Here is a 13,880-nt window from a genome sequence, read left to right as displayed (position 1 = left end):
CGTGGTGAGCGCAGCGCGGTGTGCGGGGCGTGGTGAGCACAGTGGGCCCCCGGTCCGTACGTAAGCGGGAGGCCGGACCCGGAGGCGGGGGGACGACGTGGGCGGAGGGCGCGAGGTGACCGTGGGAGAGGGCCACGCAACAGCACACCGGGACGCCCGGGCCGGCACGGCCCGCAGACGGCTCGGGGCGCTGACGGTGCTCCTGGGCACGTTCCTCCTCCTGCTCCTCCTCCCGGGTGCGAACCCGGCGTCGGCCCACGCCGCGCTGCGCGCCACCGACCCAGTGGACGGCAGCGTCGTCCCGGCCGCCCCGCGCAGCGTCACCCTCACCTTCACCGAGTCGGTCGGCCTCCTCGACGACTCCTTCCGCGTGCTGGACCCCACCGGCCACCGGGTCCCCACGGGCGACGCCGAGCACGTCGGGGGACACGCGGACACCGCGCGGATCAGCCTCCCGGCCGGCCTGGCCACGGGGACGTTCACCGTGGCCTGGCGGGTGGTGTCGGCGGACAGCCACCCCGTGTCGGGCGCCTTCACCTTCTCCGTGGGCGCCCCCTCGGCGACGGCGGCCCCGGTGCCGGCGGGCCCGGCCGAGGACCCCCTCACCGCCTTCCTGTACGGCACCGCCCGCTACGCCGCCTACCTCGCCGCCGCACTGCTCATCGGCACGGCGGCCTTCGTCGCCGTGTGCCGTCCGACGCGGGTACGGCCGCTGCGGGGCCTGCTCCGCGCGGGCGGCTGGGGCCTGGCCGGCGCGACGGTCCTGCTCCTCGTCCTGCGGGCGCCGTACGAGACCGGCGACGCCCCCGGGGCCGCCCTCGACCTGGACGCGCTGGGCCGCACGCTCACCGGCCGGCCGGGCTGGGCGCTGCTCGCGCGCCTCGCGCTCCTGGCCGCGTCCGCCCTCCTGCTGACCCACGCGGCTCGGCGCGGACGCCCCTCGCGCACCCACCTGGCCCTCGGCACCGTCCTGGCCGTCGGCCTGGCCCTGACCTGGGCGGCGGCGGAACACGCGTCGGCGGGCATCCAGGTACCGCTGGCGATGACGTCGTCGGTCGTGCACCTGCTGGCGATGGCCGCCTGGCTGGGCGGCCTCACGGCCCTGCTGGTGCTGCTGCGCCGGGACACGCCCCCGCTCGCCACGGTGACCCGCTTCTCCCGCCTGGCGATGCTCAGCGTCACCGCGCTGGCCGTCACCGGCCTCTACCAGTCCTGGCGCGGCCTGGGCACCCTCACCGCCCTCACGGACACGTCCTACGGCCGCCTCCTCCTGGCCAAGCTGGCCGCGGTGACGGTCCTGCTGATGGCGGCCGACTGGTCGCGCCGCTGGGTGGGGGAGCGGGCCAGGTCCGCGACGCCCGCCGAGCGGAAGGAGGAACTGCGCATGCCGCAACCGGTGGGAGCGACCCGTACGGAGACACCGGCCCCCGACAGCCTCGTGGAACGGCCCCCCGAGGCCGGCACCGCCCTCACCGGACCACCGTCCGACGGCGACGCGCACCGCCGGGCCCTGCGCCGCTCGGTGCTGGTGGAGGTGCTGGTCGCGGCGGTCGTCCTGGCCCTGACGACGGTCCTGACGGGCACGCTGCCCGGCCGGGCGGAGGCCGAGGCGGAGGCGACCGAGCAGGCGGCGGCCCTGCCGGCGACCTCGGTGGTCATGGCGCCGTTCAGCGTGGCCGGCCACCGCGGCACGGTCCAGGTCACCCTCGACCCGGCCCGCACCGGCGACAACGCCGTGGAGGCCGTGGTCTACGGCGCCGACGGCGGCCTCGCCGCGGTCCCCGAACTGCGCATCGCCTTCACCTTCCCCGCCCAGGACATCGGCCCCCTGAACGCCGACCTCACCGACCGGGGCGGCTACTGGGCCACGAACGCGGTCAACCTCCCGCTCGCCGGCACGTGGACGATGAAGGTGACGGTACGGGTGTCGGACGTGGACCAGGTGACCGTGGAGAGGCCGGTACGGGTGGCTCGCTGAGGAGCGGGACGGCCCCCGCCGTCCCCCTCGGCCCCGACGGCGTTACGACGAGGTCTTTCTGGGCACTGCTGAACGCCTGGAACTGCCGACGAGTAGGGGCCGTCATGGGTGAGTCGTCGCACAACCTCACGGTCGTGGCCCTCCTCGCGGATCCGGACGCGCCGACGGAGGCCGCGCGGCGCATGGCCCGGGTCCTCCCCGACCGGCTCGCGGAGCGGACCGGCGGGCGGCGACGGTTCGAGGTCGAGGTGGTCAGCGAGCCCTTCAGTGGGGGGACCGAGGACCTGGCCACCGTGGCGCGCCGCACGGTGGACCGGGGGCAGGACGAGAAGTGGGACGTCGTCGTGGCCCTCACCGATCTGCCGTTGCACTCGCACGGCCGCAAGCTCGTCATGGAGGTGAGCCACGAGCACCGCGCGGCACTGCTGTCCCTCCCCTCACTGGGCGGCCTGCGCCTCCAGCGCAAGGCCCAGCGGGCGGTCGAAGAGGCCGTGCTCAGCCTGGTGGGCGCGCAGGGTGACGAGGCCGGGAAGGCTCCTCACCGGCGTTCGCCGGGACGGTTCACCGGCCGTCACGCGCCCGTCCACCCGGCGCCGGTCGGCGAGGAGGAGCCCGCCGACCTCCGGTACGTCCTCAGCGGACCGCGCGGGTACCTGAGGATGCTCGGCGGCATGGTCCGGGCCAACCGCCCGTGGCGGCTGGTCCCGGGGCTCTCGAAGGCCCTGGCGGCCGCGCTCGCCACCGGGGCCATCGCCACCGTGAACTCCACGCTCTGGAGCCTGGCCGCGGCCCTGGACACCACCCGCCTCGTGATCGCCACCGTGGGCTCCATCGCGCTCATGATCGGCTGGCTGATCATCGACGCCCACCTGTGGCACCGCGGCGCGGGGGACTCGCCCGAGGCGAGGAAGCGCACGGCCCTCTACAACACGTCGACGGTGCTGACGGTGGGCATCGGGGTCTTCGTCTGCTACGTGGGCCTGCTGGCCGTCAACCTGGTGTGGGCGCTGTTCATCCTCAACGGCCAGGTGTTCGCCTCCCTGACGCGCACCCCGCTGCACGCCTCGGAGTACTGGACGCTGGCCTGGTTCGTCGCCTCGGTCGCCACCGTGGGCGGCGCGCTGGGATCGGGCCTGGAGAGCGACGAGGCGATCCGGGCGGCCGCCTACTCCAAGCGCGAACAGGAACGCCGCCGGATGGTCGAGGACGACGCGGACCGGTCGGCGACCTGAGCCGGCAGGCGCGCGAGGTGCCGGGGCACGGGCACGAAAATTCATGAACTCGTGCACGCGTGTCTGTTTTGTGCCCAGGGCCCCGGGGACCCGCATGGCACGCCGCGGGGACACTGGGATAGCGGGGTCGCCGGCGGCAGCAGAACCGTTCCACCTGTCCTGGTGGACGGCCCGCAGAGGCGTGCGGGAGCGCGGACCCCGTCGTGTCACTCTCCGAGCGGGCAGGCTCCTCGCGTCGTCTCGTCATCGCCGTGCCGCAGTCGTCAGGCGGCACCGAGAGAAGTCGTCATGAAGGCAGCGGTGTACGAAGGACCGCGCACGGTCACCGTGAAGGATGTACCGGACGCGAAGATCGAGCATCCCTGCGACATCGTCGTAAAGATCACCGCGACCAACATCTGTGGTTCCGACCTGCACATGTACGAGGGCCGCACCTCGTTCGAGACCGGCCGCACGCTGGGACACGAGAACATGGGCCAGGTCGTCGAGGTCGGCTCGGCCGTCAGCAAGGTCCAGGTCGGCGAGTACGTGGTCCTGCCCTTCAACATCGCCTGCGGCTTCTGCAAGCAGTGCGAGCGGGGCCTGACCAACTACTGCCTGACCATGCAGCCGGTACCGGACCTCGCGGGAGCCGCCTACGGATTCGCCGACATGGGCCCCTACCAGGGCGGCCAGGCGGAACTGCTGCGCGTGCCCTACGGTGACTTCAACGCGCTGCGGCTGGGCGAGGACGCCGCCGAGCGGCAGACCGACTACGTGATGCTCGCCGACATCTTCCCCACCGGCTACCACGCCACCGAGATGGCCAACGTCAAGCCGGGCGACCAGACCATCGTCTTCGGCGCCGGTCCCGTCGGCCTGATGGCGGCCTACTCCGCCATCCTCAAGGGCGCCGGCCGCGTCTGGGTGGCCGACCACCAGCCCGACCGGCTGCGCGTGGCCGAGGAGATCGGGGCCATCCCGATCAACACCGCCGAGCAGGACCCGGCGGAGGTCGTCAAGGAGGCCACCCTCGGACTCGGCGCCGACAACGGCTGCGAGTGCGTCGGCTACCAGGCCCACGACCCGCAGGGGAAGGAGGACGCCAGCCTCACGCTCAACAGCCTGATCGACACGGTCCGGTTCACGGGCGACATCGGCGTGGTGGGCGTCTTCCTGCCCCAGGACCCCGGCGGTGAGGAGTCCCAGGGGGAGTTGGAGGCGCAGGGCAAGGTCCCGATCGACTTCGGCATGATGTGGTTCAAGGGCCAGCGCATGGGGACCGGACAGGCGCCGGTGAAGAGGTACAACCGGGCGCTGCGCGACCTGATCGCCGGCGGCAAGGCGAAGCCGAGCTTCATCGTCTCGCACGAGCTGGGACTGGACGAGGCCCCCAGCGCCTACGAGCACTTCGACGCGCGGGACGACGGCTGGACCAAGGTGGTCCTGCATCCCGACGGACACGCCAACGGCCACAAGAAGTAGGGAGGCGTGGGGCGCCCGCCGCGGCTGAAACGAGCCGGCGGACGAGTGGCGGCGTCCGGTCCCGGTCACGTCCGGGGCCGGATGCCGTCGTTGCCCGTGCGCGGGTCACCTGAAGCAAGGGCGGCCTGCCGCGCTCGAGTTGCCGGAGCCGGACGGCGAACGCGTCACGCGAAAGGGGTCGGTGTGCCCCCGCTCGCCCTCGCCGCGGGCTGTTGGGCTCCCGCTCACCCCCGGCCGACCGCCGTGCCGCATCTGATGAGCGTGCGAGCCGAGGATTGCATGCGGGCCAGACGGAAACTCCGCCGTTGTCCGCGACGCACCCGTTTCCACCTCCGGAGCCGAGCGGCACGTCGTCCGTCCACCGCACCGCACGTGGGGAGCACCATGAAGACAGACACCCGCTCCACCCCCCGCCTCCGCAACGATCCGCTCGTCCGCGGCCTCGGCTGGGCCAGTGCGCTCCTGGGCGTGCCCCAGGTCGTCGCCCCGGCGGGCTTCGCCCGGGCCCTGGGCGTGGGCGACGACGCCCGCCAGCGCTCGGCCACGACGGCCGTCGGCGTGCGCGAGCTGACGGCGGCGGCCGGGCTGCTGGGCCGCCCGCACCCCGCCTGGCTCTGGAGCCGCGTCGGCGGCGACCTCATGGACCTGACGCTGCTGGCCCGGGCCCTGAAGAACCACGACGGCCGGGGCCTCGGCCGCACCGTGGCCGCGACCGCCGCGGTCACCGCCCTCACGGCCACGGACGTCTACGCAGCCGTGACCCGTACCCGTAGGAGCACCCCCATGGAACTGACCGCGACCACCACCGTCGCCCAGCCCCCGGACAAGGTCTACGCCCTCTGGAAGGACCTGGAGCGACTGCCCGACTTCATGGCGCACCTCGACGAGGTGCGGGTCACCGGCCCCCGCACCAGCCACTGGCGGGCCGAGGCGCCGTTCGGCAAGACGGTCGAATGGGACGCCGAGACCACCGAGGACGTGCCCGGTCAGCGGATCGCCTGGCGGTCGGTGGAGGGCGCCGACATCGACAACTCCGGCGAGGTCCGCTTCACGCCCGCCCCCGGCGACCGCGGCACGGAGATCAGGGTGACGTTGCGCTACGACCTGCCCGGCGGGGCCGTGGGCAAGGCCGCGGCGCGCTACTTCGGCGAGGAGCCGCACCAGCAGCTGGACGACGACCTGCGCCGCTTCAAGCAGATCGCGGAGGTCGGCGAGATCACCCGCTCCGAGGGCGCGCCCAGCGGCAAGCGGGCCCGCGGGGAGTTCCCGCAGCACCCGGCCCAGCCGCTGACCGAGGACGAACTGAAGGAGGCCCTGGCATGAAGGCGAACTGCTGGACCGGACGCAACTCGGTCGAGGTGCTCGACGTCCCCGACCCGTCGATCCTGAGCAGCCGCGACGCCATCGTGAAGGTCACCTCGACGGCGATCTGCGGCTCCGACCTCCACTTGGTGGACGGCTACGTTCCGACCATGGAGAAGGGCGACATCCTTGGCCACGAGTTCATGGGGGAGGTCGTGGAGGTCGGTCCGGGCGTCAACCCGAAACTGCGCGTCGGCGACCGGGTCGTCGTGCCGTTCCCCATCGCGTGCGGCTCCTGCGCGTCCTGCCGGGCGCAGCTGTACTCGTGCTGCGAGAACACCAACCCCAACGCCGGCATCTCGGAGAAGCTCTTCGGCCACCCCACCGCCGGCATCTACGGCTACTCGCACCTCACCGGCGGCTTCGCCGGCGGCCAGTCCGAGTACGCGCGCGTGGTGCTCGCGGACGCCAACGTCCTGAAGATCGACTCGGACCTCACCGACGAGCAGGTGCTGTTCCTGTCCGACATCCTGCCCACCGGGTACATGGGCGCCGAGATGTGCGACATCCAGGGCGGTGACGTCGTCGCCGTCTGGGGCGCGGGTCCGGTCGGCCAGTTCGCGATGGACAGCGCCCGGGTCCTGGGCGCGGAGAAGGTCATCGCGATCGACAAGGAGCCCTACCGGCTCGCCATGGCCGCGTCCCAGGGCTACGAGACCATCAACTTCGAGGACACCGACGTACGGTCGGCCCTGCTCGAGCTCACCGGCGGCCGGGGCCCGGACAAGTGCATCGACGCGGTCGGCCTGGAGGCCACGCACGGCGCCTCCCACGTCCACCTCTACGACCGCGCCAAGCAGGCGGTCCGCTCCGAGACCGACCGCCCGCACGCCCTGCGCCAGGCCATCATGTCCTGCCGCAGCGGGGGCGTGGTGTCGGTCATCGGCGTCTACGGCGGCATGATCGACAAGTTCCCGGCGGGCGCCTGGATGAACAGGTCCCTGACCCTGCGCACCGGCCAGTGCCACGTGCACCGGTACATGAAGCCGCTGCTGGGCCTGATCGAACAGGGCAAGCTCGACCCCACCCGCATCATCACCCACCGCCTGCCCCTGACGGAGGCCCCGAAGGGCTACGACCTCTTCAAGAACAAGAAGGACCACTGCGAGAAGGTCGTCCTGACGCCGTGAGGACCGCGTCGCCCGGCGGTGTCGGGCGCGGCCGCCTCAAAAACGGGTCGTCGCGTCCGTCTTCGCCACTTTCCTGATCTCCTCGGGAGTCGTCCCCCGGACACCGGTGAGGTCCGCACCGGTCAGGTCCGCGCCGTGCAGATCGGCGCCGGTCAGGTCCGCGTACCTCAGCGAACTGCCTTTCAGGCGCGCACTGCCGAGGTCGGCGTACGTCAGGTTCGCCTCGGTCAGGTTCATGTACGTGGCGTCCGCCAGGGCGAGGTCGGCGTGGCTCAGGTCCGCGGTGAAGAGATTCATCCCGGTCATCTTCGAGCTCGGCATCAGGGCTCCGGGAACCCTGATGCCGTGCAGATCGGTGAAGGTGTGCGACGCACGGGGGAGCCGCCCCAGGACGGTCAGGGCGGCCTGTACGTCGGTGTCGGGCTCCCGGGGCAGCTTGGCGTCCGGAACGGCCGGAGCCGGATCATGTTCCCGGACGAAGGCGGCCAGCACCTCGATGACCACCGCCCGGTCCCGCGCGGAGTCGTGGGCGATCCGTTCCAATGCGTAGACGGCACTGGCCCGGACGTCACGCCCCGGGGAACCCAGCTGCTCGGTGGCTCGGATGTACCGGTCGGTGATCTGGCCTTCCCGCGCTGTCCGCAGCTCGCTCTGCGCCGTCTGCCACGACAAGGCCGTGGCCACCAGGCCGGCCGCGGCGAAGAGCACACCGAACAGGATCCCGACGCTGTTGAACCACTGGTGCCGACTCTGCCGCCGCCGCTCACGCTCCTCAGCCGCGTGACGCTTCTCCTCCTGGAGCAATTCCCACCGACGTTCGGCGGACAGCGCGTCCAGTTCCTGCTGGGTGGGCGCAACGACATGAGCACGCGCCGGCTCCGCCGCTGGGACCGGTGCGGCCGGCGCGGTCCCTCCCGCCTCCCCTGAATCCGCAGGACCGGGACCTTCCTGCCCCGCCCCGTCGCCGGACGGCTCACCGGAATCAGGAGGACGAGTCACTCTCCGCACGATAGGGACGGTGCCTGCCGAGGGACAGGGTGTTGCGCGATCCGGAGCGGACAACGCCGAAGGGCCCCACCGCAAGCGGTGGGGCCCTTCGACATCGTGCCCGGTGAGGCACTGGCGGAGGATACGAGATTCGAACTCGTGAGGGGTTGCCCCCAACACGCTTTCCAACTGTCCGCGTGGCCGTGTGAGTGCGTTCGTGGACGTTCGTTGGCCAGGTCAGCGGGGATGCGCGTCTTAGGACGAACGGTTGCGGCTGTTGGCGCACTGGACAAAGAACGGGACAACCGGGGGGAGAGAGCACATCGGACCGCTTGCGGGCGGCCGGCAGATGGCTTAGCGGTTGAGTGACTGCCACCAGCGATGCGAACGCAGACGGCAGGGCTTCCGCCTGCCAGCCAAGGCCTCCGCGGTCGACAGCGACAACAGTCAGCCCTGCACCGACATCGAGCTGGCAGCGCCACGTCCGTTGGCCTCGCTGTGCCCTGCACGGACGCCAACCGCGTCGGGTGATCGTTAACGCGGACGCCCGCTGACCAAGCCGGATAACGGCTTGCGTGAACCGTCCACGCCGTAAGCGTAGCTTGAGGCATAATCCGCACATGGATTTCGATCTGTACCATCTCGGGCCTCGCGAGTTCGAAAATCTCGTTCAGTCGATCGCTGTGGCAGAGCTAGGACCACGCGTCTCCGTCTTCGGGGCCGGGCCAGACGGCGGTCGAGAGGCCACCTTCGACGGTGTGACAGATTCCCGTCTCGGGTGGGATGGGTACGGAATTTTGCAGGTAAAACACAAAGAAACACCGGCCGCGCCGGCAGACGAGGCAACGTGGCTCATCGCCGAGATTCGCAAAGAGTTCCGGAAGTGGCGCGAGTCAACGAAGCGGGACCCGAAACCTAAGTTTGTCATCTTCGCCTCGAACGTATCCCTTTCCGCCGTCCCCGGTTCAGGGGGATTCGATCGCGTTCATGAAGTGATGCAGGAGGAATGCCGCAGGCTCGCTGTCGAGGACTGGATCGTCTGGCACTCGGAAAACTTGCATCGATTCCTTGAAATCCACGATGGCATTCGCAGGTCGTATGCCGCTTGGATTTTACCTGGCGATATCTTGAGTCAAATTTATGACGATCAGCAATCACGCAAGAAGGAGGTTGTAGGGGCGATCAAGTCCTTCCTATCCCGAGAAATCTTGCGCGAAAGATACGCAAACCTCGACCAGGCTGGTTCGGCCGACGATCGTACGATTCCGCTGGCAGATGTCTTCGTAGATCTACCCATTAGCCTTACCGAGGATTATCGCTACGACGGGGAAGCTAAGTGTCTGGAGACGCTTATTGCATCGTGCGACGCAATTCATCGGCCTGACGAAAGCCAGAGAGACACTTCTGGAAGCAGGGGAAACAGGTTCGTTCTAGTGGGGGGGCCAGGGCAAGGCAAGAGCACCGTGAGTCAGCTCTTTTGCCAGCTATATCGCGCACTCCTCGTGGCGAATACTGACCTCTTTTCACGCAATCCCGAACTTCGATCAGCCGTAAACAAAATCATGGCACTCGCCGAGCGGGAGTCGCTCTCTCCGCACGCTCGTCGATGGCCATTCAAAATTCCATTGACTAATCTTGCCGATGGACTCGCAAAGGGGAAGTTCAGCAGCATCTTGGAGTATGTAGCCCATCGCGTGTCAGCGGTGAGCGCGATCGATGTCACGGCAAGCGATATAAAAGAATGGTTGGCCGATTTTCCTTGGCTACTGATCCTTGACGGGCTCGATGAAGTCCCTGGATCTAGTAACCGAGATGATGTCTTGCAGTGCATCAACGACTTTCTACTAGATGCCGATGAGGTGAATGCTGACCTCGTCGTCGTGGCGACCACGCGGCCCCAGGGCTACGCGGATGAGTTCTCTCCCAAGCATTACAGGCACTACTCACTCCTCTCGCTAGATACTGATAACGCACTCACATATGGCCACAAGTTGGCTCAGGCGAGATATGGCGCCGCCGCCGACGACAAAGTACAGCGGTTGATGGGTCGGCTGGAACAAGCTGCCGCAGAGGACTCGACAGCACGTCTCATGACTACTCCTCTTCAGGTAACGATCATGGCTGTCCTCCTGGATCGAATGGGTAAGGCACCGAAGGACAGATACACGCTTTTCGCCGACTACTATCGCGTTATCTACGAACGTGAGTTGGAAAAAGAGGGTCCAGCAAGCAACCTCCTGAGGGACAGGAGAACCGATATCAACGCGATTCACGCAGATATCGGACTCCTTCTGCAAACTAAAAGCGAGAGGAGTGGCGACACTGCCTCGCGGCTTACGCTGGAAGAACTAAATGTCATCATCTCCGACCGCCTCCAAGGGGAGGGCTTCAAAGGTGACGCACTGCACAATCTAACAGCCGCAATCAGCAGGGCGGCTACGGATCGTCTTGTGTTCCTCGTGCCATCTCGAATCAATGAGGTTAGCTTCGAAATTCGATCACTGCAGGAATTTTGGGCAGCTGACGCAATCATGAACTGCCGTGAGGCAGAGATTCAACGCCGACTCCGTGCCATGTCGGTGAGTGCCCACTGGCGTAACGTTCTACTATTCGCGCTTGGTAACATCTTCGAGAATCGAAAGCCATTGCGCGATGTTGTGATCTCCCTAGTAGCCGAACTCAATGCTGCATCGACTCAATACGGCACGTTACAGCGGCGTATCCTCACGGGGTCAAGGCTGGCTGTCGAGGTATTGCGGGACGGAATGGTGCGCGCCCCTCGGTATGAGGCGATTCTTCTGGAACAAGCGCTGGAAGTCCTACATCTCCCACTCAGCAGCCACGTTTCACTCTTGGCTGCTTCCATCAGTCCTGACTGTATTCCAATCGTTCACGACTTCCTGCAGTCCGAGCTGGCGGACGGCCGCTCCCCGGGAGAATCGATCCTGGTCTTCCTCGGCGTCCGGGCGAGCCTTGGCGATGAATGGTCAGCTCAAGCACTTCGTGACATCTATGCTGGAAGTTCCGCAGAGGACCGTGCAGGTTACGTAAGCGTCGCGAGTCATGCTGAGAACGCGGCGCTTGTGGCCTGGTCATCCCAGAGCATGACTGATGCCCGCAACACTATCGCCGTAGCCCGAGCTGTCCGGATGATCGCCTCTACCCACACGCGAGCGCTACGGTCCGGTCGACCACTGCGTACTCTTCCCTCGGCAAGTGGCCCATTCACTTTGCCGGACTGGTGTCAAACGGTTGTGCAATCCTTCACCGGTGCCTCACGCAGCACGACAGTGAGAAGGGTGAGGTTCGGAAAACGGACCGTCGAAATCAGAACTACTGACTGCCACTGGCCGGGCTCGCACATGCAAGAGGCAATCAGTCTCGGTTTCCCTAGGGAACACTGGCTGACTAAGATCTACCGATTCTCTCAGCAGCCAAGCAAGGAAACCCTGGCGAACGTCGTCCGCGCAGATACCCCTGCTCTGGACGACTTCCAAATTTGGTCAAATCGCTTCCCGTGGATCATTCTCTACGCCTTGCGTCTTCGTGAAAAGCATGAGCACAATGCTGCCCAGATGATTGAAGCCGGCCACATGGGTGATACTGCCGATTGGCTGGCCTTGGAGGATTCGTGGAGAGGTGCTGACCTCCGCGCCATGATGCCTTCGGATTTCGAATCCTGGCGTATCAACCGAGATGCATTCTTCCCTTTTTCTGCTTCACATTTCGTTTCGAACGATCACGAAGTGTGGGGTTCGCCCGACGTCCTGGCGTTGGTAGAAGCGGTCGAGGATCTAAAAGATGAGCAAGCTAGAGAGCGGCTGGTCAGCGTTCTTTTCAACTTGTTGCCGAGACACTCTGCGCGCAGTCGCAAGGCTGCTTTCTCCAAGCCTGTGATGGAACGGGTCGTGCATTGCCTGCCGAACGTTTCTCACACTTTGTTGGCGTGGTTGGACGGTATAGAAATCGATGAAAGCTGGAGTGACTTTCTCAATCGACATGGAATGCGTGTTCGTCCCGGGTACCTATGGAGCCCACGGGTTCCTGAGTTCGTAATCAGTGATTGGACTAGCGATTTTAGCAAGGTAGGGCTCGGGCGTATCGCCATGTCATCTGCTGGGTGGACGGCGGCACATCGACGCAACGCACTACGAATCAAAGCTGAGTGGGAGCGCATCTCGTCGGACCCGAGTGTGGACCGAGTCAGGGCTTTCCTTGTAGCTCTGGGGGTTGTGGCTACTGACCCGCCTCACGAACGCGATGATCGTGACGTATTGTTGGACACCCTCACTGAGGCTGTGCGGGCGGGAGAACTGTCCCTGCACCACGTGCTTGGCCTGGTAAAGGCTGGTCACGAGGCATCCGATTACGCCTTTCTCGTGGACCTCTTCGATAGAACCAAAGCTTCGCTACCGTCTCACGAAATCCGATACTCGTATGAATTCCTCGTGAGTTACCAGGCGAGTGAGTGGACTGAAATTTCCTTCGACAGCATGCGCCCCTGCTAAGGCCGCTTGCTCACCTGCCCGGAGGAGCGGCGGTCGCCGCCTGCGAGCGGCACCCATTTGCGGTGCCGTGTCGCGCGGTCCGCGCTGGCTGCGCGGTTGGGGCTCCCGCAAGACGGCACTACGAGTGTGGGCCGGCCGATGGCCGGCCCACACGGTGGCCCTGCGAGTCGCCTTCGGGATTCGAACCGAGACCTAGGCACTACCAGTAGACCGATCTTGGTCCGGGGGCGACCGTGAGCGCCCATCATCACCGCGTTGTGCCCGCTCGCAGGCGTAGTAGGACGGTGACGGACTTGCACGGATCACCACAGACACCGAAGCAACTGAGACCGCGACTGAGACCGGCGACCACCCGGTCAGGCGTTGGTGTCAGCGGGCGCCCGTCCCACGGCCAGTAGATGGGAGCTGGCGGCGAGCAGTTCCGGGTACGGCTCGGCCATGCGAGCCGCCTCCATGGCCGACGCGATCAACTCGTCCGTTGGCCCCTCACCCGGCTGCTGTTCGGCTGCCTTCACGAGTGACCACGCCGGGCCCTCAATCCCGAAGACTCGCACGTCAGTCAGCCCAGACGCCACCAGCTCCGAGACCAGCTCTTCCGCCCTGTGGAAGTAGGAGAGGGTGAACCCGCGTGTACCGTCGTAGATGGCCGTCTCAAGAATCTTGGAGACGGAATCACGGACTCGCTCCCTATGAAGGTGGGCGTACGTTACGTGCTCGAAGAGCGAGGCGTACCGGTTGATGGCCGCCGCCGTCACCAACCCGCCCGGCTTTACGACGCGGCGCGCTTCCGCCAGTGCGATGCACCGATCCTCGGGGTCGGGCAGGTGGTACAGCGGCCCGAGGAGCTGCACCACATCGAAACTGCGGTCCGGCTCGTTCAGGTCACGAGCATCCCCCACGACCGCTGAGCACACGGCTGACGCATGCTCGACATGCCGGGGGACCGGGTCCACCAGCGTCACGTCGTAGCCGTCTTTCACCAGCCATTCGGCATGGATGCCGGTCCCCCCGCCCACGTCGAGTACGCGAGCCGGCGCAGGGGGCAAGAACCGTCGGAGAAGCTCTTGCGTCCTGATCAGCTCCATACGCCCGTCTGCCGAGCTGCGCAGACGGCTGTCCTCGTTCACTGTCTCGCCATAGAACCGCATGACGGAGGGAGCCAATTCGGGTTTCGACATGTCGGCAGTATCGTGTGTACCGGTGGACCAGTCCAGCGCGC

8 protein-coding genes are annotated in these 13,880 nt (G+C 67.0%); 6 read left to right on the top strand and 2 right to left on the bottom strand.

The genetic code is table 11. From position 1 onward, the window contains the following. The first annotated feature begins 196 nt into the window (after positions 1–196). The 5 genes from E4U91_RS16905 (at position 197) to E4U91_RS16885 (ending at position 7,166) form a co-directional block, all read left to right on the top strand. On the top strand, positions 197–1,978 hold the full coding sequence (locus tag E4U91_RS16905; protein WP_137310862.1) for a copper resistance CopC/CopD family protein: 1,782 nt from the start codon (positions 197–199) through the stop codon (positions 1,976–1,978). 104 nt (positions 1,979–2,082) lie between these two features. Next, positions 2,083–3,210 carry an MATE family efflux transporter gene (locus E4U91_RS16900; RefSeq protein WP_174867811.1) on the top strand — a complete coding sequence of 376 codons (1,128 nt, stop codon included), beginning with the start codon at positions 2,083–2,085 and terminating at the stop codon, positions 3,208–3,210. Positions 3,211–3,498: 288 nt separating this feature from the next. Further along, positions 3,499–4,674, top strand: a complete 1,176-nt coding sequence (locus E4U91_RS16895) for a glutathione-independent formaldehyde dehydrogenase (RefSeq protein ID WP_137307625.1) — start codon at positions 3,499–3,501, stop codon at positions 4,672–4,674. A gap of 384 nt (positions 4,675–5,058) precedes the next feature. Further along, positions 5,059–5,997 (top strand): SRPBCC family protein, encoded by a 939-nt coding sequence (locus E4U91_RS16890; protein WP_137307624.1) that lies wholly within the window; start codon positions 5,059–5,061, stop codon positions 5,995–5,997. After that, on the top strand, positions 5,994–7,166 hold the full coding sequence (locus tag E4U91_RS16885; protein WP_137307623.1) for a zinc-dependent alcohol dehydrogenase: 1,173 nt from the start codon (positions 5,994–5,996) through the stop codon (positions 7,164–7,166). The genes E4U91_RS16890 and E4U91_RS16885 overlap by 4 nt, the downstream gene beginning before the upstream one ends. Positions 7,167–7,202: 36 nt before the next feature. On the opposite strand, the gene E4U91_RS16880 is transcribed toward E4U91_RS16885, so the two are convergent. Further along, complete coding sequence (locus E4U91_RS16880; protein ID WP_137307622.1) at positions 7,203–7,874, bottom strand: pentapeptide repeat-containing protein; 672 nt, start codon at positions 7,872–7,874, stop codon at positions 7,203–7,205. 899 nt (positions 7,875–8,773) lie between these two features. Between E4U91_RS16880 and E4U91_RS16875 the strand changes: the two genes are divergently transcribed. Continuing rightward, the gene (locus tag E4U91_RS16875) at positions 8,774–12,661 is read left to right on the top strand and encodes an NACHT domain-containing protein (RefSeq protein WP_137307621.1); all 3,888 of its coding nucleotides are present in this window, start codon (positions 8,774–8,776) and stop codon (positions 12,659–12,661) included. 356 nt (positions 12,662–13,017) lie between these two features. Here E4U91_RS16875 and E4U91_RS16870 read toward each other — a convergent pair whose 3' ends face one another. Continuing rightward, the gene (locus E4U91_RS16870) at positions 13,018–13,839 is read right to left on the bottom strand and encodes a class I SAM-dependent methyltransferase (protein WP_137307620.1); all 822 of its coding nucleotides are present in this window, start codon (positions 13,837–13,839) and stop codon (positions 13,018–13,020) included. Positions 13,840–13,880: the final 41 nt, after the last annotated feature.

The sequence above is a fragment of the Streptomyces lasalocidi genome, from assembly GCF_005280215.1.
Taxonomy (GTDB): domain Bacteria; phylum Actinomycetota; class Actinomycetes; order Streptomycetales; family Streptomycetaceae; genus Streptomyces; species Streptomyces longwoodensis.
Note: the sequence above shows the minus strand (reverse complement) of the source record. Positions and strands in the feature narration are given on the sequence as shown.